Source organism: Xanthomonas sp. D-109, from assembly GCF_017746095.1.
GTDB classification, from domain to species: Bacteria; Pseudomonadota; Gammaproteobacteria; order Xanthomonadales; family Xanthomonadaceae; genus Xanthomonas_A; species Xanthomonas_A sacchari.
This window is the reverse complement of record NZ_JAGHWV010000002.1, coordinates 133591-159207: the sequence shown is the minus strand read 5'-3', so window position 1 is coordinate 159207 and position 25617 is coordinate 133591. Positions and strand designations below refer to the sequence as shown.

The following is a 25617-nucleotide window of genomic DNA, read 5'->3' as shown; positions in this document are numbered from 1 at the left end:
CGGCGAGGACGCAGCGCCCCCTCGCCACGCGTTCGCCTGTGGTTATAGCCAGCGCACATTGCCGGACAAAGACGCAATGCAGCAATGCACGCCGAACTGGGATGCCGGACATGCTGCAACCATCGCGATGCCCGGCGCACCTGGCGCCGGGCATCGCCAGGTCACGCCGCCTGCGCGTGCTGGCTGCGCAACTGCTGCGCCGCCGCCACCATCGCCTGCAGCGCGTTGCGGGTCTCCGGCCAGCCGCGGGTCTTCAGCCCGCAATCCGGATTGACCCACAGCTGCTGCGGATCCAGCACAGCACGCGCCTTCTCCAGCAACTCCACCATCTCCTGCGTGCTCGGCACGCGCGGCGAGTGGATGTCGTACACGCCCGGCCCGATCGCGTTCGGGTAGCGGAAGCGCACGAAGGCATCGAGCAGTTCCATGCGCGAGCGCGAGGTTTCGATCGAGATCACGTCCGCGTCCATCGCCGCCACCGCCTCGATGATGTCGTTGAACTCCGAGTAGCACATGTGGGTGTGGATCTGCGTGGCATCGCGCACCCCGGCCGCGGCGATGCGGAAGCACTGCACCGCCCAGTCCAGATACGCCTGCCAGTCGGCGCGGCGCAGCGGCAGGCCTTCGCGGATCGCCGGCTCGTCGATCTGGATCACGCCGATGCCGGCCGCCTCCAGGTCGCGCACCTCGTCGCGCAGCGCCAGCGCGATCTGCCGGCAGGTCTGCGCGCGCTCCTGGTCGTCGCGCACGAACGACCACTGCAGCACCGTCACCGGCCCGGTCAGCATGCCCTTCATCGGCCGCTCGGTCAGCGACTGCGCGTAGGTGGTCCAGCGCAGCGTCATCGGCGCCGGGCGCTGCACGTCGCCGTAGATGATCGGCGGCTTCACGCAGCGCGAGCCGTAGCTCTGCACCCAACCGTGGCGGGTGAAGGCGAAGCCGTCCAGCTGCTCGCCGAAGTATTCGACCATGTCGTTGCGCTCGAACTCGCCGTGCACCAGCACATCCAGGCCCAGTTGCTCCTGCGCACGCACGCAGCGTTCGGTCTCGGCGGCCAGGAACGCGTCGTACGCGGCATCGTCGAGCTTGCCGGCCTTGTGCTGCGCACGCGCCTGCCGCACCTGCTCGGTCTGCGGGAACGAGCCGATGGTGGTGGTCGGATACAGCGGCAGCCGCAGCGCCGCCTGCTGCGCCTGGCGGCGCTGCGCGTACGGCGATTGCCGGCGGCCGGCGTCGTCGGTCAGCGCGTCTACCCGCCGCGCCACCTCGGCGCGGTGCACACGGGTCGAAGCGCGACGGCTGGCCAGCGCATCGCGCGCCGCATCCAGCGCGGCCTGCGCCTGCGGCTGGTCGTCCAGCGCATCGGCCAGGGTGCGCAGTTCCTGCAGCTTCTGCCTGGCGAAGGCCAGCCAGCCGACCAGTTCGCGGTCCAGCCTGGTCTCCTGCTGCAGATCCACCGGCACGTGCAGCAGCGAGCACGAGGGCGCCAGCCACAGCCGCTCGCGGCCGACATGGCCGGCGGCGTAGCGGGCCAGGGTCAGCGCGTTGTCCAGCGGCGTGCGCCACACGTTGCGGCCGTTGACCAGGCCTGCCGAGAGCACGCGCCCGGCCGGCAACGCCTGCAGCACCGCATCCAGTTGCGCCACACCACGCACCAGATCCACGTGGATGCCGTCCACCGGCAGCGCCATCGCCAGGTCGAGGTTGTCGCCCAACTCGCCGAAATAGCTGGTCAGCAGCAGCTTCGGCCGCGGCGCCTGCGAAAGGAAATCATAGGCGCGGCGATAGGCGGCGCGCGCGGCCTCGTCCAGGTCCAGCACCAGCGCTGGTTCGTCGAGTTGCACCCAGCCGGCGCCGGCCGCATGCAGGCGTTGCAGCAGTTCGGCGTACACCGGCAGCAGGCTGTCCAGCAGCGCCCAGCGGTCGCTGCCGTCCACGGTCTTGGACAGCGCCAGGAAGGTCACCGGCCCGATCAGCACCGGCCGGGTCTGGATGCCCTGCGCCTTGGCTTCCAGGAACTCCACCACCGGCTTGTCGCCGCGCAGGCGGAAGTGCTGGCGCCGCGCCAGCTCCGGTACCAGATAGTGGTAGTTGGTGTCGAACCACTTGGTCATTTCCAGCGCATGCAGGTCCAGGCCGTGTTCCTGCGTGCCGCGCGCCATCGCGAAGTAGCCGGCCAGCGGATCGGCATCGGCCAGGGCGCGGTAGCGCTGCGGGATCGCATCGAACAGGAACGCGGTGTCGAGCATCGCGTCGTATAGGCTGAAGTCGTTGCTGGGCGGCACGTCCACCCCGGCCTCGCGTTGCAGTTGCCAGTGGCGCAGGCGCAGCTCGCGTGCGGTGTCCTGCAGTTGCGCGCCGTCGATGTCGCGGCGCCAGTAGCGTTCCAGCGCCTGCTTGAGCTCGCGCCGCGCACCGATGCGCGGGAAGCCCAGGTTGGTCACGATCGTCATGTTGCGTTTCCTCATTGCGTTCAAGGGCATTGAGGAACGAAGGAACCGCGCGCCGCGCGCCCCGTTCGCACGGACCGCCCGCCACGCCAGCGACCTTCGCCCCCGCGGGCGAACCGGTACCGCGCGGGCAGGCGGACGGCGCGGCGCGGCGCAAGGCCGGGTCGCGGTCCGGCCGCCTCCCCGCGGAGGCGCCAGGTCGAATCGGAGGACGCACGGTCCTCCGGCCGGGGCCGGTATTCGGGCTGATGGACGCGCGCACCACGTTGGCTGCGCACCTACTGTCCGTCGCTTCCCAGGCCGGCATGCGCCGGCCCAGTGCCATTGACGGAGGTCGTTTCCATTCACCGCTGCGGGGCAGCTCCGGAATGGGCAGGCGCTTGCGGCGCCAGCCGTCACCGGATTCCCGTTTAAATTCATCCCTTCATCCGAATGAAGCGATGAATACCTTCGGCGAGCGCACGATAGGCCGGATGCGGCGGGCGGTCAAGGGCTAGGTACGTTTTGCCGGCTGGGCCCGGCAGCGTTCATGGCGAACGTGTAAGCTATTGATCCCTAAGCCAATGACCTGGCGCTGCGGCGAATGCCGGCGGCGCCCGTCCGCCGTGCCGATGACGCTTCCGCTCCCCGCCGCCGATCTCCCCGCGCGCTATGCCGCCTCGCTGCGCCTGTCCGTGGCGCCGATGATGGACTGGACCGACCGCCATTGCCGGGTGTTCCACCGGCTGCTGGCGCCGTCGGCGCGGCTGTACACCGAGATGGTGCACGCCAATGCGGTGGTGCTGGGCGATCGCGCGCGGCTTCTGGATTTCGATGCGTCCGAGCATCCCGTGGCGCTGCAGCTCGGCGGCAGCGAGCCGACGCTGCTGGCGCAGGCGGCGCGGATCGGCCAGGACTGGGGCTACGACGAGATCAACCTCAATTGCGGCTGTCCGTCCGACCGGGTCCAGGCCGGGCGCTTCGGTGCCTGCCTGATGCGCGAGCCGGCGCTGGTCGCCGAATGCGTGGCGGCGATGGTCGAGGCCGTCGACATCCCGGTGACGGTGAAGTGCCGGCTGGGCGTGGACCAGGACGACGACTACGCGGTGTTCCTGGCCTTCGTTGACCAGGTCGCCGCGGCCGGCTGCGGGCTGTTCGTGGTGCATGCGCGCAACGCCTGGCTGCAGGGCCTGTCGCCGAAGGAGAACCGCGAAGTGCCGCCGCTGCGCTACGACTGGGCGCACCGGCTCAAGCGCGAGCGGCCGCAACTGCAGGTGGTGCTCAACGGCGGCCTGGCCGCGGTGGAGACGGCGCAGGCGCAGTTGCAGGCGGTGGACGGGGTGATGCTGGGCCGCGCCGCTTACCACGATCCCTACGTCCTGCACCGGCTGGACGCGGCCCTGACCGGCGCCGCACTGCGCCCGCGCGCCGAGTTGCTGCGCGCGCTGCGCCCCTACGTCGAGGCGCGCCTGGCCGAGGGCCTGGCGCTCAAGCACATCACCCGGCACCTGCTCGGGCTGTTCCACGGCCAGCCCGGCGGCCGTGCCTTCCGCCAGGTGCTCAGCGAAGGGGCGCACCGCCCCGGGGCCGATTGGGCGCTGCTGGAGCGGGCACTGGCGGTCACCGACGGGGCGGCGCGCGCCGCGGCCTGACCCGTCCAGGGAGCGTCTTCGGACCGAAGCCGCTGCGTGGCGGCGGGCCGTCATCGCCACCGCGCAGAGGCGTCCGACGACATGGTGGCCTGCTCGGTGGCGGACCCGGATCCCACTTTCCCTCTGCTCGTTCAGGGAGTCTGTTCAGGGTCCGCCGACTAGTCTCTGCCTGCCGGGAGACGCCCTGAAGTACCTGGCGAGGGCCTCTCCAGAGCGCTGGCGCGGCCCTTGCATCGATCTTCGGCAGGTTCATTTGACTGAATGTCGCCCGTGGCGCCCGGAAAAGTTCAGACCGGATTCACCCCGAAAAATCAAGAATTTGCCTCGATTTCTCGAGGTCGCCATCGTTCCCGCGAGGTGTCGCGCTTCACAAGTTTTGAACGTTTCCGATCAGTCCGTTAGGATGCCCGTCGTGACTTCTTCCGCTTCCCGCCACTACCGCTTCGCCGCTGTGTTCGCGCTCGCGCTGGCGTCGGTCGCGGCTGGCCATGGCCGTGCGCAGCAGCCGCCCATGCCGGGTGTGATGGCGCCGCCGGAGCGCGATGCGGGGCGCAACCGGGACTATGGCGGCAGCTCGCTGTCCGACGCGGTGCGTCGGGTGCAGCGCTCCACCGGCGGGCAGATCCTCGGCGCCGAGCGCGTGCCGTTCGATGGCCGCGACATCAACCGCGTCAAGTACATGGATGGCCGTGGGCGGGTACGCTACATGGACGATCCGCAGCCTGGCCGTGCGGCACCGCCGCGGGCGCCGCGGTCGGGCGAGCCTCCCGAGCCACCACGCGACGATCACCCGTGAGTCCGGATAGTTCGGTTCAGGTTCCACACACCGCCCCGGCCACCGGCCACCTGTAAGTTACTAGGGAGAGTTATGCGTATCCTTCTGGTCGAAGACGAAGCTCCGCTGCGAGAGACCCTGGCCGCTCGCCTGAAGCGCGAAGGTTTTGCGGTGGATGCGGCGCAGGACGGCGAGGAAGGCCTGTACATGGGCCGCGAAGTGCCCTTCGACGTGGGCATCATTGATCTCGGCCTGCCGAAGATGTCGGGCATGGAGCTGATCAAGGCGCTGCGCGACGAAGGCAAGAAGTTTCCGGTGCTGATCCTGACCGCGCGTTCCAGCTGGCAGGACAAGGTCGAAGGCCTCAAGCAGGGCGCCGACGACTACCTGGTCAAGCCGTTCCACGTCGAAGAGCTGCTGGCGCGCGTCAATGCGCTGCTGCGCCGCGCCGCCGGCTGGAGCAAGCCCACGCTGGAATGCGGTCCGGTCGCGTTGGACCTGGCGGCGCAGACCGTCAGCGTCAGCGGCAGCAACGTCGACCTGACCAGCTACGAGTACAAGGTGCTCGAGTACCTGATGATGCATGCCGGCGAGCTGGTCTCCAAGGCCGACCTGACCGAGCACATCTACCAGCAGGATTTCGACCGCGACTCCAACGTGCTGGAAGTCTTCATCGGCCGCCTGCGCAAGAAGCTGGACCCGGACGGCGAGTTGAAGCCGATCGAGACCGTGCGCGGTCGCGGCTACCGGTTCGCGATTCCGCGCACCGAAGGCTGATCGCAGGCGCCGGCGAGCACACCGAGGAAGCGACCGCGTGGCGGCACGACCCAGGTGGTACAAGCGCTGGCGCCCCCGTTCGCTACAGGCGCGGCAACTGCTTGCCGCCAGCCTGAGCCTGGTGGCATTCCTGGCCGCGGCCGGTTATGCGCTGGACCAGGCGTTCGCCGACACCGCGCTGAGCAACCTGCGCGAGCGCCTGAAGAGCTACGCCACCGCCTACGCCAACAACGTCGACGTGGCCCGCGACGGGTCGCTGTACATCAACTACGACAAGCCGCCGCCGGACCCGCACTTCGACCGGCCGGGCAGCGGTCTGTACGCGCAGATCGTGCTGCCCAACGAGCGCTGGGTCTCGATGTCCAGCGAGGGTCCGCTGCCGCCCACGGGCGGCATGCTCGAACCGCGCCAGGAGACTTTCGACGGCCCCTGGCCGATCACCCAGATCGATGGCAGCCAGGGCGAGGTCTACCGCTACGGCATCGGCCTGGCCTACGTGCGCCGCGACAAGGAAACCCCGGTCACCATCTACATCATGGAGGACACCCGCGCGCTGGGCGCGCAGCTGCGCGTGTTCCGCGGCCGGGTGTGGTTCAACCTCGGCGGCGCCGGCCTGATCCTGCTGGTGTTGCAGGCCTTCATCCTGCAATGGAGCCTGCGCCCGCTGCGCCGGGTGATCAACGAACTGACCAAGGTGCAGCGCGGCGAAGCGATGCGCATGGGCGATCGCCACCCGCGCGAACTGGAGCCGCTGACCGACAGCATCAACGCCTTCATCGAGAGCGAGCGCGAGAACCTGGACCGCCAGCGCAACACCCTGGCCGACCTCGCGCACAGCCTGAAGACGCCGCTGGCGGTGCTGCGCACCCAGCTCGACAGCGGTGCGCAGGGGCCGGAGCTGCGCGAGGAACTGGACGTGCAGTTGCGGCGCATGAACAACCTGGTGTCCTACCAACTCGCGCGTGCCGCTTCCAGCGGCCACAAGCTGTTCGCCGCACCGTTGCCGATCGAGCCCAACGCCGAGGAGATCGTGCGTGGCCTGGAGAAGGTGTATGCCGCCAAGGGCGTGCTGTGCGAGTTCGACATCGAGCCGAGCGCGCGTTTCCACGGCGAGCCCGGCGACCTGCAGGAACTGCTCGGCAACCTGCTGGAGAACGCGTTCAAGTGGGCGCGCAGGCGGGTGCTGTTGAGCGTGCGCCCGGAGCCGGCCGCCGGCAGCCGCCGCGCCGGCCTGATCATCGCCGTGGAGGACGACGGCCCCGGCATCGCGCTGGAGGAAGTGGCGCACATCCTGCAGCGCGGCGTGCGCGGCGACGAGCGCGTGCACGGCCACGGCATCGGCCTGGCGATCGTGCAGGACCTGGTCAAGGGCTACCGCGGCGAACTGCAGGTGAGTCGCTCCGAGGAGCTGGGCGGGGCGCGTTTCCTCGTCACCCTGCCGCCGGGGCTGTAGGTTCAACAGCACGCTCCTGTGCTGGTCTGAGACCGGCATCCCGCCGCGCGGCGACGACCCGCGCCAACCGAGCCGCCGCCGGCGCCGCTGCACCGCAGCAGCAGGTGAATCCCGTGCAAATGACCGGGAGGTTTCCGACAGTGGCTTAACGCGACCGGCGCCCAGCTGGCGATACTGCGCCGGTCTTCACGCCGCTTTTCGTCCAGGAGCTCCGCATGTCCGAACCCCGGCATCGTCCTGCAGCCACGCGTCTGCGCGTGCGCGGCCGGCGGGTGTTGCGCCACACCCAGCGCCTGCTGTTGTCGGCGCTGCTGGTGCTGTTCACTGTCGGCGCCATCGCCGCCACCGACAAGGTGATCAAGCGCGACGACGCGCGCTGGTTGCAGTCGATGACCATCGGTCTGGACAGCGCCAGCGTGGCGCAGTTCGAACACGACGGCCGCAAGCGCTTCCTGCGCGAGCAACTGCAGGCCGACGCCGGCGATGGCGCGCTGCCGGCGCCGGTGCGCGCGCAACTGGACGGCTACGCGGCATTGCACACGCCGGTGCAGGAACTGCTCAAGCAGCAGGCCGCCGCGCAGCAGGCGATCAAGGCGATGCCCGACGGCGATGCCAAGGTCGCGGCGAAGAAGGCCGCGCAACAGCGCGGCGATCTGCTGTTGAACCAGGCACGCCAAGCGCAGCTGTTGCGCGCGATCTACGCGCCCGACCAGCTACGCGAGCAGATGGTGTGGTTCTGGCTCAACCATTTCAGCGTGTTCGCCGACAAGGGCCGGCTGCACTGGACCGTGGCCGACTACGCCGACAACGCGATCCGTCCGCATGCCCTGGGCAAGTTCTCCGACCTGGTGATGGCGACGCTGGAAAGTCCGGCGATGCTGGAGTACCTAGACAACGCGCAGAACGCCAAGGGCAAGGTCAACGAGAACTACGCGCGCGAGTTGATGGAACTGCATACCCTCGGCGTGGATGCCGGCTACACGCAGAAGGACGTGCAGCAACTGGCGCTGATCCTGACCGGCGTTGGCATCGCGCCGGTCGACCGCGACGGTCCGCCGAAGCTGCCGCCGGCGCTGCAGGCGCAGTACCTGCGCCGCGGCGCGTTCGAATTCAATCCGGCGCGGCACGAACCCGGCGACAAGACCTTGCTCGGCCAGCGCATCGCCGGCGGCGGCTTCGACGAGGTCGAGCGCGCGGTGCAGCTGATCGCGCGCCAGCCGGCATGTGCGCACTTCATCTCGCGGCAGTTGGCCGAGTACTTCGTCGCCGACGATCCGCCGCCGGCGCTGGTGGAGAAGATGGCGCGCACCTTCCAGCGCAGCGATGGCGATATCGCCGCGGTGCTGCAGGTGATGTTCACCGCGCCGGAGATGGCCGCCGGCGCGCCGCACAAGTTCAAGGACCCCTATCGGTTCCTGGTCTCGGCGCTGCGGCTGGCCTACGACGGCCAGACCATCGTCAATCCGCAGCCGCTGTTGGGTTGGTTGAACCAGATGGGCGAGCCGAGCTTCGGACGGATCACGCCCGATGGCTGGTCGCTGCAGTCCAGCGCCTGGAACAGCTCCGGGCAGATGGCGCAACGCTTCGAGATCGCGCGGGCGATCGGCAACGGCAACACCCAGCTGTTCACCGTCGACGGGCAGCAGCGCGGCGGCTTCCCGCAACTGAGCACGCCGCTGTACTACCACGCGATCGAGCCGCAATTGAGCGATGCCACGCGTCAGGCGTTGGCGCAGGCACGCTCGCAGCAGGAGTGGAACGGCTACCTGCTGGCGTCCCCCGACTTCAATTACCGCTGACTGCGGCCTTCGCCGCCCGGAGTTCCGTCATGCACCGTCGCCGCTTCCTGCTCGCGTCCGCCGCCGCTGCGGCCAGCCTGCCGTTCGCCGGGCGCCTGTTCGCCGCACCGGCGCCGTCGCCGCGCCTGTTGGTGGTGTTCCTGCGCGGCGGCTACGACTGCAACAACCTGCTGGTGCCGTACGCGAGCGATTTCTACTACTCCTCGCGGCCGAGCCTGGCGATCGCCAGGCCGGATCCGGCCAATCCCAACAGCGCCATTGCGCTGGACAGCCAGTGGGGCCTGAATCCGCGGCTGCGCGACACCCTGATGCCGCTGTGGACCGACAAGCAGTTGGCGTTCGTGCCCTTCGCCGGCACCGACGACCTGTCGCGCAGCCACTTCGAGACCCAGGACAGCATCGAGGCCGGGCAACCGGCCGGGCAGCGCAGTGACTACCGCACCGGCTTCCTGGCGCGGCTGTCGCAGGTGGCCACCGGCACGCCGTCGATCGCCTTCACCGATTCGCTGCCGCTGAGTTTCCAGGGCGGCGGCGACATTCCCAATCTCTCGCTCAAGCGCAATCCGACCCCGGCCTTCGACCAGCGCCAGGCCGACATCCTCGCCGGCATGTACCACGGCACGCAGTTGGCCAGCGCCGCGCACGACGGCCTGGCGCTACGCCAGCAGGTCTCGCAGGCCCTGCGCGACGAAATGCAGCAGGCCAACCGCGGCGCCGCCAGCGCGCGCACCTTCGCCGACGAGACAAGGCGCATCGCCACGCTGATGCGCGAGCGCTACCGGCTCGGCTTCGTCGATGTCGGCGGCTGGGACACGCACGTCAACCAGGGCAGCACCGACGGCGCGCTGGCCAACAACCTGGCCAACCTGTCCGAGGGGCTGTCGGCCTATGCCGAGGCGCTGGGGCCGGAGTGGCGCAATACGGTGGTGGTGGTGCTGTCCGAGTTCGGCCGCACCTTCCGCGAGAACGGCGACAAGGGCACCGACCACGGCCACGGCACCACGTACTGGGTGCTTGGCGGCGGGGTCAATGGCGGCCGCATCGCCGGCGAGCAGGTGGCGGTGAGCAAGGACAAGCTGTTCCAGGACCGCGACTACCCGGTGCTGACCAACTACCGCGACATGTTCGCCGGCCTGCTCGGCCGCATGTGGGGCCTGTCGCCGACGCAGCTGCAGAAGGTGTTTCCGCAGGCGCATGCGCGGGATCTGAAGTTGGTGTGATGCATTCTTCGCGATGAAGGGATTCGAAAATGTCCTGTAGGAGCGGCTTCAGCCGCGACGGGTGCACTGTGGGAGGGACTTCAGTCCCGACGCGTTATGCGCTCGACTCCCCGTAACGCATGCTTTGTCACGTTCAGCACAGCGACGTCTTGAAGCAATGCCTCAAGACGCGATGGCCGCTCAGTCCACAGCGAACGGCGACGGTCCATAGAACCGCGCCAGATGCGCCGCCACTTCCGGCATCTCGCGTTGCAGCCGCTTTGGGGCGGAAAAGTGATATTCGCTGACCACCGCGAAGAACTCTTCCGGCGCTTCGGCGGCGTAGGCGTCGATCTCGCTGGCGCGGCCGCGGTCCACGCGCGTGCAGAAGGCATCGTAGCTGCGCTGGAAATCGGCGGCCCATTGCCGCTGCCAGGCGCGCGGCAGCAGCGGCGTGCCGTCCAGGACGCCGTCGAGCACGTCGAGCTTGTGCGCCATCTCGTGCACCGCCACGCAGTAGCCGGCACGCGGATCGTCCAGGTCGGCCTGCACGTCGGCCCACGACAGGATCAACGGGCCGCTGTCCCAGGACTCGCCGATCAGTTCGTCCTCCCACTCGTGCAGCACGCCCGCCGCATCGACATGGCTGCGCTGCACGCGGAACGCGTCCGGGTAGACCAGCAACTGCGACCAGCCGCGCATGCCGTCGACGCCGTACTCCAGCAGCGGCAGGCAGCACAGTGCGGCAAGCAGGCCGCACTGGCGGGCGCCCAGTTGCAGGCCGCCCAGCGGCGAGATGGTCTTGCGGTGCAGGAACGCGCTGGCCAGCGCCCGCAGGCGCTGTTCGCGCGGCGCATCCAGGGCGGCGATCCAGGCGCAGTCGCGGCGCACGGCCTGCCAGGTGGCGTCATCGATGGCAGCAGGCTTGGACCACAGCCCGCGCAGCCAGCGTGGGATCAGCGGAACATCCCCGGCAGGAAGCTGTGCCACTTCGGCATGCGCATGCGCGGCACCAGGTCGCTGTCGCTGCCGCCGCCCGTGGTGGTCGAGGCCGGCTTGGTGGAGGAAGGCGCATGCAGCGTCGCGGGTGGGCGCGTCTGGGTGTTGTCCGCATCGGCCGCGTCGCCGTAGGTGCAGTCGGTGTGCGGCTTCTCCGCCAGCACATTCGACGCGTGGGCGGCAGCGAGGGGCAGCAGCAACAGGAGCAGGCAGGGCAGGGAACGGCGCATCGTCGGCATCCAGGGCGAGCGGCGGTGAATCCCGATTCTAACGCGGTTTTCACCCGCTGCAGGGCGCCGGCCCTGGGCGCCCGGGGGGCGTTGCCGCATACTTTTCGGTTTACGAGGTCGCGCAACGGCGCGCCCGGGGGCGAAACGAGGCGATGGAACCGGCGTTGGACGAGCGCGAACTGTTGGCCAGGCTCAGCAAGGGCCCCCTGTCCGGCGATGCCCTGGCGCGCGCCTGCGGGCTGACCCGGGCGGCGGTGTGGAAGCGCATTCAGGCGCTGCGCGCGGCCGGGGTGGAGATCGAGGGCCGGGCCGGCGAGGGCTATGGGCTGGCGCGGCCGCTGGAACTGCTCGACGCCGCGGCGATCCAGGCCGGACTGACTGTGCCGGCGCGCGCCGAACTGGCCGGCCTGGAGATCGCCTGGAGCCTGGTCTCCAGCAACACGACGCTGCTGCAGCGGCCGGCGCCGGCGCAGGGCAGCGAGGTGCTGCTGGCCGAGCGCCAGACCGGCGGGCGCGGCCGCCGTGGCCGGGTCTGGGCCTCCCCGCTGGCCGCGCATTTGTACCTGTCGGTGGCGCGCAGCTTCCAGGGCGGGCTGGGCCGGCTGGGCGGCCTGAGCCTGGCGGCCGGCGTGGCCGTGGCCGAAGCCCTGCGTTCGGCCGGATTCGCCACGGTCGGGCTGAAGTGGCCGAACGACCTGTTGGCCGACGAGCGCAAGCTGGGCGGCCTGCTGGTGGAAGGCGGCGGCGAGTTCGCCGGGCCGGCGCGGGCGGTGATCGGCCTGGGCTTGAACGTCGCGATGCCGGCGGCCACTGCCGCGGACATCGACCAGCCCTGGACCGACCTGACCCGGCTCGCGGATGGCACCGTGTCGCGCAACGCGATCGCCGCGACGGTGCTGTCGCAGTTGCTGCCGGCGCTGGCGTTGTTCGACGCCGAAGGCCTGGCGCCGTTCCTGCCGCGCTACGCCGCGCTGGATCTGCTGGCCGGGCGCACCGTGCGCATCGACGATGGCGGCCAGGTGCGCGAAGGCATGGCGCTGGGGCTGGCCGAGGATGGCGCGCTGCGCGTGGCCTTCGCCGACGGCGAGCTGCCGGTGCATGCGGGCGATGTCAGCGTGAGGGCGGCATGAGCGACTGGCTGTTCGACCTGGGCAACTCGCGCTTCAAGTTCGCCGCGCTGCAGAACGGCCAGGCGGGCACGGTGCAGGCCTGGCCGCATGGGGCCGAAGCCATGGACGCGGCGGCGGTGGCGGCCCTGCCGCAGGGCGACATCGCCTATGTCGCCAGCGTCGCCGCGCCGGCCCTGACCGCGACCGTGCTGGAGACACTGCGCAGTCGCTTCGCGCAGGTGCAGGTGGCGCGGACCGAGGCCGTCTGCGCCGGGGTCCGCATCGCCTATGCGCGGCCGCAGGCGTTCGGCGTGGACCGGTTCCTGGCCCTGCTCGCCGCGCATGGCGGCGGCGACGTGCTGGTGGTGGGGGTGGGAACGGCGCTGACGGTGGACCTGCTCGATCGCGACGGTCTGCACCACGGCGGCCGCATCGCGCCGTCGCCCACGGTGATGCGCCAGGCCCTGCAGCAGAAGGCGGCGCAGCTGCCGGCCGAGGGCGGCGAGTACCACGAGTTCGCGGCCGACACCGCCGACGCCCTGGCCTCCGGCTGCGACGGCGCCGCGGTGGCGCTGATCGAACGCAGCCTGCAGAAGGGCGAGGCCGTGCTGGGGCGACGGCCGCGGCTGTTGTTGCATGGCGGCGGCGTGCCGCCGCTGTTGCATGCGTTGCCGCCAGCCGAGCAGCGCCCGGCGCTGGTCCTGGACGGGCTGGCGCTGTGGGCGCAGGCGCATGCAGCGGCCGGTGCCGCCTGAGCGGGCCAGCGCTGGCGGCCGCACTGCGGTGTGGCGGAGGCGGAGGTTGTGCCGATGCAGCCATCTCCCACCCGGACCTCACTGTCTCTCCCAAGCTGCATCGCACGCTCTAGAATCCGGCCATGCTCGTTCGCGCCCTGCTCGTCGTCCTGACCATCCTCAACCTCGGCGTCGCGGTGTGGTGGGCGATGCAGCCGCCGACGCCGCCCCCGGTGCCGATGCCGGCCGTGCCGGCCGGGGTGGCGACGCTGCAACTGGTCAACGAGACGCCGGCACCGGCCGCTGCGCCCACTCCGCCGGCGGCCGCGCCTGTCGCCGCGCCAGCCGATGCGCCGGCCGACACCGCCGCTGCCGCCGTCACCGCCGATGCGGTCGGAGCGGTGCCGGCGCAGGCTGACGCACCGGTGGCTCCCGCGACCGCGGCACAGGCCACCGCGCCCGCGCCGCCCGCTGCTGCGCCTGCGCCCGCTCCAACCCAGACCCAGGTCGAGCCTGCGGCGAAGCCCGCCGCCGACGCGGCGGTGTGCCTGAGCGTGGGGCCGTACCCGGATCGCGATGCCGCCCAGGCGGCCGTCGCTGCGCTGGCCCAGGGCGCGCAGCGTCCGCGCCTGCGCGAGGCGGCCGACAGCGATGCCACCAGCTTCCGCGTGATCCTGCCGACCATCGGCGGCGAGGACGGCCTCAAGCAGGCCACCGAACGCATCGTTGCCGCCGGCATCCGCGACTATTACCCGTTGCGCCAGGGCGAGACCGGCAATGCCATCGCCCTGGGCCAGTACCGCAGCCGCGAAGGCGCCGAGCGCCGCCGCGCGGAACTGGCCCGTGCCGGCTTCAACGCCGACCTGATCCCCAGTGGCGGCAGCGGCCAGTCGCGCTGGTGGCTGGACCTGCGCGCCGACTCCACGGCGCAGGCCGCGGCGCTGCGCCGCCAACTCGGCGCCGCGCGCCAGCGCAGCGTGGACTGCGCCACGCTGCGCTAGAATGCCGCGCCTGCCGGTGTTCGGCACCGCGCCGTCGGGCGTGCCGAGGCCCGCGCCAGCAGGTAGACTGCCCCGGCCCCGCCTGCGGGCGTCGTTCGTCTTGCCGCTTTAGCTCAGTCGGTAGAGCAACTGTCTTGTAAACAGTAGGTCATCCGTTCGATTCGGATAAGCGGCACCATCCCTCCTCTCTTCTGCATCGCGCAGATCCGCGGCGCATCGTCGATCCGCTGGAACAGCGGCTTTCTGCTTTCCGTCGCGTGTCCTCCCGAACATCCCTCCGAGCAGCGAGCGAACTCGCGCTGCGTACTATTGCTGCGAAACCGCTACGCTTTGCGACATCAGCATGGACTGCGCGCGCGTGGAAAGCGGACAACCCTGTTGCTTCAGCATCGCGATGGCCTCCCGTGTCCGCCGCAGCAGGCCGGTATTGGCGATGAAGGTCGTCTTCGCGCCGTGGAATGCCAGCACGATGTTCTCGGTTCCCCACGCTGCTCGATAGTCCACGTTGGCGATCGCGCGATACGGGTAGGTGCGCGTGCGCAGAACCCGATATGCCACGCGGTCCGCATGCAGGATCCGCTTGGGGTTGAGGCTGTTGTGCGCCGACGCGAACCAGGGAAGGAACGTCAACCCGGCGAATGCGGCTTCCAGGGTCACGATCAAGGGCTTTTCCAAGGCGATCTCCAGAAACGGCGGAGCAGCTTGGTCAGGCACTGCGATCGACGTCCAACCGCACGCCTCCGCCTGCTGCGCCGCGGCGGGTCGTGCCATGCCGGTCCCGCTAGACTGGGCCACTTTTTTTGGCTGGAGCGTATGCGCATGAAGTCGTCTTTTCTGCCGGTGTCCCTGATCGGCGTTCCCACCGATATCGGCGCCGGCCATCGCGGTGCGCGCATGGGGCCGGAGGCGCTGCGCATCGCCGGGCTGCACGAGGCGCTGGCCAATCGCGGCGTGGAGGTGCGCGACGTCGGCAACATCGACGGCCCGCGCAATCCCTGGCAGGCGCCGGTCGACGGTTATCGTCATCTGGATGAGGTGGTGGCCTGGAACCGCGCGCTGATGGAGGCCAGCTATGCGGAACTGCGCGATGGCCGCATGCCGATCGTGCTTGGCGGCGACCATTGCCTGGGCATCGGCTCGATCACCGCGGTGGCGCGGCACTGCCGCGAGCAGGGCCGCAAGCTGCGCGTGCTGTGGCTGGACGCGCATTCGGACTTCAACACCAGCGAGGTCACCCCGTCGGGCAATGTGCACGGCATGCCGGTGGCCTGCCTGTGCGGGCTTGGTCCGCAGGCGCTCACCGAACTCGGCGGCAGTGCGCCGGCGCTGCGCCCGGAGCAGGTGCGGCAGATCGGCATCCGCTCGGTCGATCCCGAGGAGAAGCGGCTGATCAAGCAGCACCGCGTCGACGTGTACGACATGCGCTACATCGACGAGATGGGCATGAAACGGACCATGGAGGCGGCGCTGGACGGGCTCGACGCCGACACCCACCTGCACGTCAGTTTCGACGTGGATTTCCTCGACCCCAGCATCGCTCCGGGCGTCGGCACCACCGTGCCGGGCGGACCCAACTATCGCGAGGCGCAGCTGGTGATGGAGATGATCGCCGACAGCGGGCGCATGGCCTCGCTGGACATCGTGGAGCTGAATCCGGTGCTGGACCATCGCAACCTGACCGCGGAACTGGCGGTGGACCTGGTGGAGAGCTTGTTCGGCAAATCGACGCTGATGCGCGACTGATCGGTGCGGCCTCAGCCTGAATGGGTCGCCGGTTCATTCACGTGAAATCCACAGTCGTGACGGCAGATTCACCGCCAGACGGTAGCGCGGCGACGCCTATCGCCGCCCACCCCGACCACCTGCGATTGCCGAGGACGACACGATGAAGCGACTGACCACTCTGTTGATGCTGACCCTGTTCTGCGCTGGTGTGCTGACCGGCTGCAACACCGTCGCCGGCGCCGGCAAGGACATGCAGAAGGCGGGCGAGAAGGTGGAAGACAAGGCGCAGGATTGCAGCGCTGGCAAGTGCTGAGTTTCGCGCGGCCTGCGTGCCGCGTCCCATGACCAAGTAAAGGAGTGAAACCTATGAAGCGTACGTTTGCGTGGATGTTGCTGGCGATGTTCTCGGTGGGCCTGCTGTCCGGCTGCAACACCGTTGCCGGTGCCGGCAAGGACGTGCAGAAGGCGGGCGAGAAGGTCGAAGACGCCGCCAAGAACTGAGCCTCGTCTCAGTTGCGAAAACGGGTCGGCTTGCCGGCCCGTTTTTTTTGCGCGGCTGCCGGCCATGCGTAACGGTTCACGATGCTCATGCCGCGCTGACGCTGCATTGATCGGCCCGCGACGCAGGCGGCGCGATGCTGTGCAGGCGGCATGCAGCGCCGCCTACACATCACGAGAGATGCCATGAACAAAGACATCATTGCCGGCAAGTGGACCCAGCTCAAGGGCAAGATCAAGGCGCAGTGGGGCGACTTGACCGACGACGATTTCGACGTCGCCGAAGGCAATACCCAGTACCTGGCCGGCAAGCTGCAGGAGCGCTACGGCTGGGCGCGCGATCGCGCCGAAAAGGAAGTGCATGCCTTCCGCGACAGCCTGGGCAAGGAATACCACGACTGAGGCGTGCGCCGCCCCAGCGTCGTCGACACGGGCCGCATCGCGGCCCGTGTCTTTTTGTGTCCCTGCCGATCAGCGCGTCGGCGGATCCGGCACGTAGTCGCCGGGAAACGCATCCGGCGCGATCGCCACGCGCGGCGGTGGCAGGGCGCGCGGCAGCACGCCGCGTGCGATCAGCCGCGCGCGGCTGTCGTAGCGCAACGCGGTCCGTTGCATGGGCACGTCGCTGGCGCGCTGGAAGTCGGTGACGCGCGAGGGCGACCATTCGCGTGCGCCGTGGCCGGTGCCCAGGCGTTGTTGCACGCGTTCGGCGGCGTTGCGCTCGTGTGCATATGCCCGTGCATCGGCCGACGGCGCCGCCGCGAGCGGTGCGGCGGCACTGCGTCGCGGGATGTCCGCAACCGCTGCCGGTGCTGGCGTTGCGCTTGCGCGCGCCGGCGTCTCGGCTGCACGCTTTGCGTCGATGTCCGCGTCGCGCACGGCGCCATCGGGCCATGCGCGCGCTTCGTCGAACACCGCCATGCCAATCACGCCGACGTTGCGCGGGCGTCCGGTGCGCGCCGCATAGCTGTCCTCCAGGTCGGTGAACACGAACTGCGCCACGTCCTCGGACGATTTGCGCCAACCGGCGATCTCGGTCTGTTGCCACGGCGCCAGCACATAGCCGCGCTGGTCGCTGGCCGCGGTCTGGCCACTGACCGCGTTGACCCCGTCCACCGACAGCACCACCAGCACCCGCGCGCTGGTCAGGTTGGTCAGCCGCAGCGTGTAGCGGTGGCCGGGCGTGGCGGCGATCCAGCGCTCGCCACGCCAAGCATGCGTGGGCAGCGGAGCGTCGCCGGTATCGCGATCGATCACCTGCAACTGCACCGCCGGCGCCGAGGCCGGTGGCGAAGGCAACGGACGGAAGCCGCACAGCCCGCCGATGCACAGCACGGCGAAGGCGAGGACGGCGAGGAAACGGCGGGGCAGGGACGGAGCAAGAGCATGCATCGCGGCGACTCCAGGACGGGGACGCCGGATTGAACGCCCCACCTGCCGGAACGGGGTTGCCGCACAGCGGTTAAACTCGCTGGGTTTCCCCCCTGACCGTCCATTTCGCATGACCACCCGCGTTCTCACCGGCATCACCACCTCCGGCACGCCGCATCTGGGCAACTACGTCGGCGCCATCCGTCCCGCGCTGCAGGCCAGCCGGCGTCCCGGCATCGAGAGTTTCTTCTTCCTGGCCGACCTGCACAGCCTGATCAAGGCGCAGGACCCGGCGCGGACCCAGCGCTCGACCCTGGAGATCGCGGCGACCTGGCTGGCCGCGGGCCTGGATCCGGCGCTGGTGTGGTTCTACCGCCAGTCGGACGTGCCGGAGACCAACGAGCTGACCTGGTTCCTGACCTGCGTCGCCGGCAAGGGCATCCTCAATCGCGCGCACGCCTACAAGGCCGCAGTGGACAAGAACCGCGCCGACGGCGAGGACGACGATGCCGGCGTCACCGCCGGCTTGTTCATGTATCCGGTGCTGATGGCCGCCGACATCCTGCTGTTCAAGGCGCAACAGGTGCCGGTGGGCCGCGACCAGATCCAGCACATCGAGATGGCGCGCGACTTCGCGCAGCGCTTCAACCACGTCTACGGCCGCGAGCACTTCGTGCTGCCCGACGCGCTGATCGACGAGCAGGTGGCGACGCTGCCCGGGCTGGACGGGCGCAAGATGAGCAAGAGCTACGACAACACCATTCCGCTGTTCGCCCCGCGCGAGGAGCTGAAGAAGCGGGTGTTCGCCATCGTCACCGATTCGCGCGCGCCCGGCGAGCCGAAGGAGACCGAGGGCTCGGCGCTGTTCCAGTTGTACCAGGCCTTCGCCAGCGCCGAGGAGACCGCCGCGTTCGCGCAGGCGTTCGCCGCCGGCATCGGCTGGGGCGAGGCCAAGCAGCAGCTGTTCGAGCGCATCGATGCCGAGATCGCACCGATGCGCGTGCGCTACGAGGCGCTGATGGCGCGCCCGCAGGACATCGAGGCGATCCTGCGCGACAACGCGCAGCGCCTGCGCGAGCGCTATGCGATCCCGTTCCTGGCCGAGCTGCGGCACGCGGTGGGCCTGCGCGACCTGTCGGCGCAGGCCGGCAATGGCGCCGCAACGGCGACGGCCAAGCAGGCGCTGCCGAGCTTCAAGCAGTACCGCGAGGCCGATGGCCAGTTCTACTTCAAGCTGCTCGATGGCGAGGGCGTGCTGCTGTTGCAGAGCGGCGGTTTCGCCTCGCCGCGCGATGCCGGGCAGACCATCGCCGCGCTCAAGCAGGCCGCGCAGGCGGATGCGCTGCAGGCCGCGCCGGTGACGCTGGCCGCGCCGGCCGAGACGGTGCTGGCGGCGCTGGCGCGGTTGCGCGAGGCGGGCTGAGCACAAGCGGCGGTTCGTCGTAGGAGCGGCTTCAGCCGCGACAAGCATTCCCAGGAAGGCCTGTCGCGGCTGAAGCCGCTTCTACAGAAAAATGACGCGTTCCATTGCGACATCCGAAGCGCGTGTGTTTGCCGGTCGCCTGCAGTCGGGACTGAAGTCCCTCCCACACTGGGCGCTCGCGGTCGTCAGGGCGGTTCTGTCATTCGTCCTCCGTCCGGCCCTTGTCGGCAGCACTGGCAGTGCTCTCCATACCGCCTAGAATGGAGCCTCGCCCGCCACGCCTTTGCGCCATGCCACGCGATCCCAGCATCCATCTCGTCGATACCGGCTTCCAGCGCGCGCAGTTCGATGCCGCCTACCTGATCGTGGAGAACGGGCGCGGCGCCTTCGTCGACTGCGGCACCAGCCATGCGGTGCCGGTGCTGCTGGAGGCGCTGGCGCACGCGGGCCTGGCGCCGGGCGAGGTGGACTGGCTGATCCTCACCCACGTGCATCTGGACCATGCCGGTGGCGCCGGTGCGCTGCTGCAGCACTTGCCGAACGCGCGCCTGCTGGTGCATCCACGCGGCGCGCCGCACATGATCGATCCGGCGCGGCTGATCGCCGGCGCCACCGCGGTCTATGGCGAGACGGAGATGGCGCGCAGCTACGGCGCCATTGTGCCGGTGCCGGCGGAGCGCGTGGTCGTGGCCGAGGATGGCCATCGCCTGGCGCTGGCCGGGCGCGAGCTGCTGTGCATCGACACCCCGGGACACGCGCGCCATCACCTGTGCGTGTGGGACGCGCGCAGCCGCAGCTGGTTCAGTGGCGACACCTTCGGCCTGTCCTACCGCGAACTGGACAGCGCGCGTGGCGCGTTCGCGATCCCGACCTCGTCGCCGGTGCAGTTCGAGCCGGAAGCGATGCAGGCCTCGATCCAGCGCATGCTCGGCTACGCGCCGCAGACGCTGTATCTCACCCATTACGGTCCGGTGGAGGGGGCCGAGGCGCTGGCGGCGGAACTGCTGGAACAGTTGGAGGCGATGGTGGCGATCGCGCGTGGCTGCGATGGCCGCTCCGATCGTCATCGTTGCCTGGTCGCCGCACTGACCGCGCTGTATCTGGAGCGGGCGCGGCTGCATGGCTGCCCGTTGGACGATGCCGGCGTGGAGCGCGTGCTGCACATGGACATCGAGCTCAATGCGCAGGGGCTGGCCTGCTGGCTGGAGCGTCCCGCGCGCTGAACGACGCCTCGCGTCGCGCACGCGAACGCCACGCAGCGCTGTCTCGGCGCGACGCCATTCTCTACACTGTGCGGCCCGCTTGTTGCCAGGTCGTGACCGTGAACCCGATGCGCATGTTGCTGCTGTCCGCTTCCCTGTTCATGGGAGGTGCGGCACAGGCGGCCAACGATGCGCTGGCCGGCGATGCCGGAAGCGACGCCGATGCGCTGGAGCGGCATGCGTTGCCGGCGGCGTGCGATTCTTCGGAGGGCTGCGGTCCGGCGCTGCCGGGCTGAGCGCGATTGGCGGAAAGGGTGCGAGGTTGTGCAGCATGTTGGCTGCGCGTTACCAGCGCCTGCGCGCGATGGCGGCGATGCATGCGGTCGCGCTGGGTATCCCGGCAGAAGGGAATCTTCGTTAGCGATCAAAAGCTTCTCGTAGGAGCGGCTTCAGCCGCGACGGGGCGTTGCCGCGCATGGCCGTCGCGGCTGAAGCCGCTCCTACACGGGAAAAACGGGACGACGGGGTGCCTTGCGAGGCTGCGATAAAGCGCTGGTAGAAATGCACTTAAACCGCTTCTACGGCCCGCATATGCGGGCACCGCGCGGCGACCACGCAACGCCGCTCAGGCGGTGGTATCGATCAATCCGCCGACGATGCCCTGATTGAGCAGATCGCCGGTCACCGTGCCGCTGAGGTCGGGATTGGACTGCAGCAGCGACGACAGCTGCGGCGTCAGGCCCTGGCTGCTGAAGACGCCAGAGGCGTTGTACAGGCCGGGGGTCGACGGCGGCGCGGTGATGGTGCCGAGCAGGCCCTGGTCGTAGGTCTGCGTGGCCTGGTCGAGGGTGGGATACGGCGAGGTGGCCGTCGAGGTCGACGTGCCGGTGCTGCTACCAGTACCAGTGGTCGACGTCGAAGGATCGGTGCTGGAACCGGAGGTGCCGGTGGTCGAGGCCGCATCGGTGGGGCCGGCGCTGACGATGCTGTTGAACAGCCCGGCGGCGTTGTAGGTCAGGCCCGTGTCCGCTGCGGTACTCCCGGCAAGTCCGCCGAGGCTGAGGATCACCGAGGCGTCGCCGGACAACTCCACGGCCTGTTGCACCGCCGCCGGATCGTTGCTGGATACGATGGGGTTGCCGGCCTGGGCCGAATCGCCCGAGGTGCCCGTTGTAGAGAAGCCATAGGGCGAGGCGCCATACGGATTGACGGTGCCGAGCGGCGACAGTGCGGTAGCGATGGCCATGGCGGTGCTTGGCGAGCGGGTATGTACGCGTACAGATACGCCCGTGCGGCTGAACCGTCTCTTAGGTATTTCGCGGCGCGGTGGAGCGCGGCAGCAGGTGCCGACCGCGCTGTCATGGACGTCCGTGCATCGGTGAAGATGTCAGGGCCAGAACTGCTGTGAGCAGCACACTCGCTGCGCGAGGCCGATCCCGTTTCATCGACTGGGACGCGGCACGGACGGTCGCGCACAGGAGCAGCCGCCGACGCACTTCGGCGTGCCCATGCTGGCCTGCAACACCAGCTTGGTTGTGCTGGTAGAGCGCCAAATGCCGCTCCTGGTGGCGCCGATGCCAATTGGATGCGCGTTCGGCACCCGGCGCGGACACCGCGCCAGCCGCGGCGCATCGCTGCCTCGCTGCGCCGCCGCGACCTGCGGCAGCCGGGCGCTCTCAGCGCGAGGCGCGGCGCGGCGCGGATTTGCAGGGGTACCGTTTGGCCAGAGCCTGCACGACCAGGTCGCTGGCGCGTTCGTCCAGGCGGGCGTCGGGCAGCGCGCCGAGATCGGCGACCAGGGCCTGGATATCCGGTGGGCCGGACTGGCCGGCCGGTCGGCACCATCGCGCGCCCTCGCTGCCGGCCGCGATGCCGAGCATGTACGCCGCCGCCGTGCGCGAGGACACCATGACCCGCAGTTCCTGCGGTTGCTGTGGGCCCAGGTCGGCGGCCAGTGAGCCGTCCAGCGGGGCTTCCAGCAACTGATGTCCGTTCAAGTCCCAGGGTCCGGCAGGCGGGCGTGCCGCGCTGTTGCTGCTGAGCGCGGCCAGCAAGGGCAGCGCGAGCCAGGTGCGGTGTGATGTCATCCACGACTCCTTTCTCGACGAGTGGCCCGCACGCCGCAGCGCGCGACATGCGCGGGTGAAGCGGCTTGCGCGCAGACCAGGTGCTCTAGAATAGCGCCCCCGCTGTCTCTGGCGCTCTCCGATGCCGTCCGCTCCTGTCGCTGCCGCGCCCGCGCGCGGCGGCTTCGTCGTTCTCGCCCTGTTCCTGGTCTACGTCGTCTGGGGCTCGACCTATCTGGCGATCCGTTTCGCCCTCGAGGGCGGCGCGCCGCCGCTGAGCGTGGTCTCCGGCACCCGCTTCGTGATCGCCGGCAGCGTGCTGTACGCGGTGCTGCGCTGGCGCGGCGTGGCCGCGCCCACGCGCGCGCAGTGGCGGCCGCTGGCCATGCTCGGTGCGCTGATGCTGGTTTGCGGCAATGGCCTGGTGGTGCTGGCCGAGCGTCAGGTGTCCTCGGGGCTGGCGGCAGTGGCGGTGGCCTCGGTGCCGCTGTGGATGGCGCTGTTCGGCACGCTGCGCGGCCACCACGCCAGCCGCGGCGAATGGCTGGGCATCGTGGTCGGCTTCGCCGGGGTGGTGTGGCTCAATGCCGGCAGCAGTCTCAATGCCAGCCCGCTGGGCCTGGTGCTGCTGTTGATCGCGCCGGTCGGCTGGGCGTTCGGTTCGGTGTGGTCGCGCGGGCGCGACCTGCCGATGCCGTTCATGGCCGCCGCCGGGCAGATGCTGTGCGGCGGGGTGATGCTGGTGGCGGTCGGCCTGCTCAGCGGCGAACGCCTGCACACGCTGCCGAGTGCGCAGGGCATGCTGGCGGTGGCCTACCTGTGCGTGTTCGGCTCGATCGTCGCCTTCACCGCCTACGTGTGGCTGCTGCAGAACGTGCGCCCGGCGCTGGCCGGCAGCTATGCCTACGTCAATCCGGTGATCGCGGTGGCGCTCGGCAGTTGGCTCGGCAGCGAACGCTTCAGCGCCAGCGATTTCGGCGCGATGGCGGTGATCCTGGCCGGCGTGGTGGTGATCACCGTGGCGAGGACCCGGCGATGACCGCGGCCGCCGAGCAGGAGGCCCGGCGCGGCCTGTGGATCACCGCGGCGACCTTCGCGCTGTGGGGCGTGGTGCCGGTGTACTGGCACCTGCTGCAGGCGGTGCCGTCGCCGCACATCATCGCCCACCGCATCGTCTGGAGCACGCTGCTGGTGGTGGCCTGGCTGGTGTACAGCGCACGCCTGCAGTGGTGGCGGCGCATCGCCGCGCAGCCGCGCGCGCTGGCCACGCTGGCGCTGAGCAGTGTGGCGATCGCCTTCAACTGGGGCCTGTACATCTGGGCGGTCAATGCCGGTCACGTGATCGAGACCAGCCTGGGCTACTTCATCAATCCGCTGGTCAACGTGCTGCTCGGCGTGCTGGTGCTGCGCGAGCGGCTGCGTCCGCTGCAATGGCTGGCGGTGGCCTGCGCCGCGCTCGGCGTGGCCTGGCTGACGGTCGACGCCGGCACGCTGCCGTGGATCGCGCTGGGCCTGGCCGGCTCGTTCGGCCTGTATGGCCTGTTGCGCAAGCTGGTGCAGGTGGATGCGGTGGCAGGGCTGGGCGTGGAAAGCCTGTACCTGTTCCTGCCGGCGCTGGGCTTCGTGCTGTGGGGCGAGGCCGGCCACGGCGGCGGCTTCGTCGGCGGCTGGGGCTGGCGCAACGACCTGCTGCTGGCATTCGGCGGCGTGGTGACCGCGGTGCCGCTGATCGGCTTCGCCTACGGTGTGCGGCGCATCCCGCTGTCGCTGGTCGGGCTGCTGCAATACATCGCGCCAAGCCTGCAACTGCTGCTGGGCGTGTGGTTCTTCCGCGAGCCGTTCGACGCGGGCAAGGCGATCGGCTTTGCCGCCATCTGGATCGGGTTGTTGCTGTTCGCCGGCGAGAGTCTGTGGCGGCGAGCGGGGATTCGGGATTAGGGATTGGGGATTGGCAAGAGCAGAAACAGCGCAGCCCGCTGTTACGAATCCCCAATCCCGACTCCCGAATCCCGTTTCACGCCCGGCGCACCCGTCAGCTGCAACTCGGGATCCGCGCGCGGCGGCAGCGGCTGCGGGCAGCGGCCGCCGTGGCTCGGCGACTGCAGGTCGGCGAACCAGTCCTCCACGGTCGGCGCCAGCAGGTCCAGCCGCATCGGCAGGCTCAGGTGGTTCTCGCCGGGCATCTCCAGGTAGTGCGCGCGCGGGGCGTCCAGCGCCAGCAGGCGGCCGTGCGCCACTGGGATGTGCTGGTCGGCGCTGCCGTGCAGCAGCAGCACGCAGGCTGGTGCGGCGCGCGCGGCGGCGGTGACGTCGACCTGGTCCAGGTTCAGCGCCAGGCGCTGGTTGGCGTTGGCGATGACCGCGTCCAGGTTCTGCCCGCCGTAGCGCCAGCGCGCCAGGTCCATCGCCGCGCTGGCCATCCAGCCGCGCGGGCGGCTGGCGAGCATGTGCGGGATCATGTCGCGGATGCCGCGGCCGGCGTTGGCGAAGGATTCCATGGCAACCACGCCGTCGACCTGATCGCCGAGCTTCTGCGCGGCGAACAGCGCGGTGGCCGCGCCGTAGGACACGCCGAACAGGTACACCGGGCCCTGCACCTCGCCGCTGGCGCGCAGGGCGCGGATTACCGCGACCACGTCGTCGGACTCGCGGGTGCCGTAGCCGGCCGGGCCGCCGCCGGAGCGGCCGTGGTTGCGCAGGTCGATGCTGATGCTGCGGTAGCCGGCCTGGGCCAGGTCCAGCGACCACGGCAGCAGCGAGTCGCCGTCCATCATCCAGCCGTGCAGCAGTACCACGGTGCCGCGCGGGGCCACGTGCGTAGCCGGCGCCGGGGTGCCCACGTCCATGGCGAAGTCGGCGTGCTCGTGGCCGCTGGCATCGCGGCCGGCATGCTCGTAGCGGTAGCGCATGTGGTAGTCGCCCGGGTCGATGGCGCGCCAGAAGATCGGGATGCCGCCGGGCACCACCACGTGGCCGCTGCGATTGGGCAGCGTCGCCAGCAGGCTCTGGATGCGCTCCTCGTCCATCAGCGGCGACACGCCGCCCGGCGCGACCAGGCGGTCGCTCAGCGAGGTGGAGGAGCAGGCGCTCAGCCACAGGCTGGCGCAGAGGACGAGCAGCAGGCGCAGGCGCGAGGACATGGACGTGGCGGCGTGGAACCAAATGGCCGCGCAGG

General features: G+C 70.0%; 26 protein-coding genes, 1 tRNA gene, 1 pseudogene and 1 riboswitch. Of the genes and pseudogenes, 19 read left to right on the top strand and 9 right to left on the bottom strand.

Going from position 1 to position 25617, the window contains the following annotated elements; translation table 11 throughout:
- Positions 1 to 161 precede the first annotated feature (161 nt).
- Positions 162 to 2453: a 5-methyltetrahydropteroyltriglutamate--homocysteine S-methyltransferase gene (gene metE / locus J7357_RS04240; RefSeq protein ID WP_209244996.1), complete on the bottom strand. Its 2292-nt coding sequence runs from the start codon at positions 2451 to 2453 to the stop codon at positions 162 to 164.
- 210 nt (positions 2454 to 2663) lie between these two features.
- A riboswitch (cobalamin riboswitch) is annotated at positions 2664 to 2917 on the bottom strand.
- Between the two features lie 144 nt (positions 2918 to 3061).
- Between metE and dusA the strand changes: the two genes are divergently transcribed.
- The 6 genes from dusA to J7357_RS04210 all read left to right on the top strand — a co-directional run bounded on the left by dusA (position 3062) and on the right by J7357_RS04210 (position 10105).
- Positions 3062 to 4081: a tRNA dihydrouridine(20/20a) synthase DusA gene (dusA, locus tag J7357_RS04235; RefSeq protein ID WP_209244995.1), complete on the top strand. Its 1020-nt coding sequence runs from the start codon at positions 3062 to 3064 to the stop codon at positions 4079 to 4081.
- Positions 4082 to 4493: 412 nt separating this feature from the next.
- Complete coding sequence (locus J7357_RS04230) at positions 4494 to 4877, top strand: hypothetical protein (protein WP_039726258.1); 384 nt, start codon at positions 4494 to 4496, stop codon at positions 4875 to 4877.
- A gap of 72 nt (positions 4878 to 4949) precedes the next feature.
- Positions 4950 to 5633, top strand: a complete 684-nt coding sequence (locus J7357_RS04225) for a response regulator transcription factor (RefSeq protein ID WP_003469280.1) — start codon at positions 4950 to 4952, stop codon at positions 5631 to 5633.
- A 37-nt stretch (positions 5634 to 5670) separates the two neighbouring features.
- Positions 5671 to 7086, top strand: a complete 1416-nt coding sequence (locus J7357_RS04220) for a sensor histidine kinase (RefSeq protein WP_209244994.1) — start codon at positions 5671 to 5673, stop codon at positions 7084 to 7086.
- 215 nt (positions 7087 to 7301) lie between these two features.
- Positions 7302 to 8885 carry a DUF1800 domain-containing protein gene (locus J7357_RS04215; protein WP_244667259.1) on the top strand — a complete coding sequence of 528 codons (1584 nt, stop codon included), beginning with the start codon at positions 7302 to 7304 and terminating at the stop codon, positions 8883 to 8885.
- 29 nt (positions 8886 to 8914) lie between these two features.
- Positions 8915 to 10105 carry a DUF1501 domain-containing protein gene (locus J7357_RS04210; RefSeq protein WP_209244993.1) on the top strand — a complete coding sequence of 397 codons (1191 nt, stop codon included), beginning with the start codon at positions 8915 to 8917 and terminating at the stop codon, positions 10103 to 10105.
- A 180-nt stretch (positions 10106 to 10285) separates the two neighbouring features.
- On the opposite strand, the gene J7357_RS04205 is transcribed toward J7357_RS04210, so the two are convergent.
- Both J7357_RS04205 and J7357_RS04200 read right to left on the bottom strand, forming a co-directional pair.
- Positions 10286 to 11074 (bottom strand): M90 family metallopeptidase, encoded by a 789-nt coding sequence (locus tag J7357_RS04205; RefSeq protein ID WP_209244992.1) that lies wholly within the window; start codon positions 11072 to 11074, stop codon positions 10286 to 10288.
- Positions 11041 to 11322: a hypothetical protein gene (locus J7357_RS04200; RefSeq protein ID WP_209244991.1), complete on the bottom strand. Its 282-nt coding sequence runs from the start codon at positions 11320 to 11322 to the stop codon at positions 11041 to 11043. Before J7357_RS04200 ends, J7357_RS04205 begins: the two co-directional genes overlap by 34 nt.
- A 155-nt stretch (positions 11323 to 11477) precedes the next feature.
- On the opposite strand from J7357_RS04200, the gene birA reads away from it, so the two are divergent.
- From birA to J7357_RS04180, 4 genes are all read left to right on the top strand, one after another.
- Entirely contained in the window at positions 11478 to 12443 is a 966-nt protein-coding gene (gene birA, locus J7357_RS04195) for a bifunctional biotin--[acetyl-CoA-carboxylase] ligase/biotin operon repressor BirA (protein ID WP_209245026.1), read from the top strand.
- A complete protein-coding gene (locus J7357_RS04190) occupies positions 12440 to 13177 on the top strand; it encodes a type III pantothenate kinase (RefSeq protein ID WP_209244990.1) in 738 nt (245 codons plus the stop codon). Before birA ends, J7357_RS04190 begins: the two co-directional genes overlap by 4 nt.
- Positions 13178 to 13299: 122 nt before the next feature.
- Positions 13300 to 14157, top strand: a complete 858-nt coding sequence (locus J7357_RS04185; protein ID WP_209244989.1) for an SPOR domain-containing protein — start codon at positions 13300 to 13302, stop codon at positions 14155 to 14157.
- A gap of 102 nt (positions 14158 to 14259) precedes the next feature.
- A tRNA-Thr gene (locus tag J7357_RS04180) sits at positions 14260 to 14335 on the top strand.
- 128 nt (positions 14336 to 14463) lie between these two features.
- On the opposite strand, the gene J7357_RS04175 is transcribed toward J7357_RS04180, so the two are convergent.
- Entirely contained in the window at positions 14464 to 14928 is a 465-nt protein-coding gene (locus J7357_RS04175) for a hypothetical protein (RefSeq protein WP_244667258.1), read from the bottom strand.
- 48 nt (positions 14929 to 14976) lie between these two features.
- On the opposite strand from J7357_RS04175, the gene rocF reads away from it, so the two are divergent.
- The 3 genes from rocF to J7357_RS04160 all read left to right on the top strand — a co-directional run bounded on the left by rocF (position 14977) and on the right by J7357_RS04160 (position 16383).
- Positions 14977 to 15900, top strand: a complete 924-nt coding sequence (rocF, locus tag J7357_RS04170; RefSeq protein WP_209244988.1) for an arginase — start codon at positions 14977 to 14979, stop codon at positions 15898 to 15900.
- 142 nt (positions 15901 to 16042) lie between these two features.
- Entirely contained in the window at positions 16043 to 16195 is a 153-nt protein-coding gene (locus tag J7357_RS04165) for an entericidin A/B family lipoprotein (protein ID WP_010341023.1), read from the top strand.
- Positions 16196 to 16248: 53 nt separating this feature from the next.
- Positions 16249 to 16383, top strand: a complete 135-nt coding sequence (locus J7357_RS04160) for an entericidin A/B family lipoprotein (protein ID WP_010341024.1) — start codon at positions 16249 to 16251, stop codon at positions 16381 to 16383.
- A gap of 8 nt (positions 16384 to 16391) precedes the next feature.
- Here J7357_RS04160 and J7357_RS04155 read toward each other — a convergent pair whose 3' ends face one another.
- Positions 16392 to 16535, bottom strand: a complete 144-nt coding sequence (locus J7357_RS04155) for a hypothetical protein (RefSeq protein ID WP_209244987.1) — start codon at positions 16533 to 16535, stop codon at positions 16392 to 16394.
- A gap of 31 nt (positions 16536 to 16566) precedes the next feature.
- Between J7357_RS04155 and J7357_RS04150 the strand changes: the two genes are divergently transcribed.
- Positions 16567 to 16782, top strand: a complete 216-nt coding sequence (locus J7357_RS04150) for a CsbD family protein (protein WP_010341025.1) — start codon at positions 16567 to 16569, stop codon at positions 16780 to 16782.
- Positions 16783 to 16851: 69 nt separating this feature from the next.
- Here J7357_RS04150 and J7357_RS04145 read toward each other — a convergent pair whose 3' ends face one another.
- Positions 16852 to 17772 carry a hypothetical protein gene (locus J7357_RS04145; protein ID WP_209244986.1) on the bottom strand — a complete coding sequence of 307 codons (921 nt, stop codon included), beginning with the start codon at positions 17770 to 17772 and terminating at the stop codon, positions 16852 to 16854.
- A gap of 109 nt (positions 17773 to 17881) precedes the next feature.
- On the opposite strand from J7357_RS04145, the gene J7357_RS04140 reads away from it, so the two are divergent.
- From J7357_RS04140 to J7357_RS04130, 3 genes and pseudogenes are all read left to right on the top strand, one after another.
- Entirely contained in the window at positions 17882 to 19174 is a 1293-nt protein-coding gene (locus tag J7357_RS04140) for a tryptophan--tRNA ligase (RefSeq protein ID WP_209244985.1), read from the top strand.
- Between the two features lie 290 nt (positions 19175 to 19464).
- Positions 19465 to 20397, top strand: coding sequence for an MBL fold metallo-hydrolase (locus J7357_RS04135; protein ID WP_209244984.1), 933 nt, complete (start codon positions 19465 to 19467; stop codon positions 20395 to 20397).
- 107 nt (positions 20398 to 20504) lie between these two features.
- A pseudogene (locus J7357_RS04130) lies at positions 20505 to 20615 on the top strand (peptidase); the annotation flags it as partial.
- A gap of 386 nt (positions 20616 to 21001) precedes the next feature.
- Here the strand turns inward: J7357_RS04130 and J7357_RS04125 are convergent.
- Entirely contained in the window at positions 21002 to 21622 is a 621-nt protein-coding gene (locus J7357_RS04125; RefSeq protein ID WP_209244983.1) for a hypothetical protein, read from the bottom strand.
- 430 nt (positions 21623 to 22052) lie between these two features.
- Entirely contained in the window at positions 22053 to 22463 is a 411-nt protein-coding gene (locus tag J7357_RS04120) for a Rap1a/Tai family immunity protein (protein ID WP_209244982.1), read from the bottom strand.
- Positions 22464 to 22584: 121 nt separating this feature from the next.
- Here J7357_RS04120 and yedA point away from each other — a divergent pair, with 121 nt between their 5' ends.
- Entirely contained in the window at positions 22585 to 23481 is an 897-nt protein-coding gene (gene yedA, locus J7357_RS04115) for a drug/metabolite exporter YedA (protein ID WP_209244981.1), read from the top strand.
- The gene (gene rarD / locus J7357_RS04110) at positions 23478 to 24380 is read left to right on the top strand and encodes an EamA family transporter RarD (protein WP_010340089.1); all 903 of its coding nucleotides are present in this window, start codon (positions 23478 to 23480) and stop codon (positions 24378 to 24380) included. Before yedA ends, rarD begins: the two co-directional genes overlap by 4 nt.
- Positions 24381 to 24421: 41 nt before the next feature.
- Here the strand turns inward: rarD and J7357_RS04105 are convergent, their stop codons facing one another.
- Positions 24422 to 25582: an alpha/beta fold hydrolase gene (locus J7357_RS04105; protein ID WP_209244980.1), complete on the bottom strand. Its 1161-nt coding sequence runs from the start codon at positions 25580 to 25582 to the stop codon at positions 24422 to 24424.
- Between the last annotated feature and the right edge of the window lie 35 nt (positions 25583 to 25617).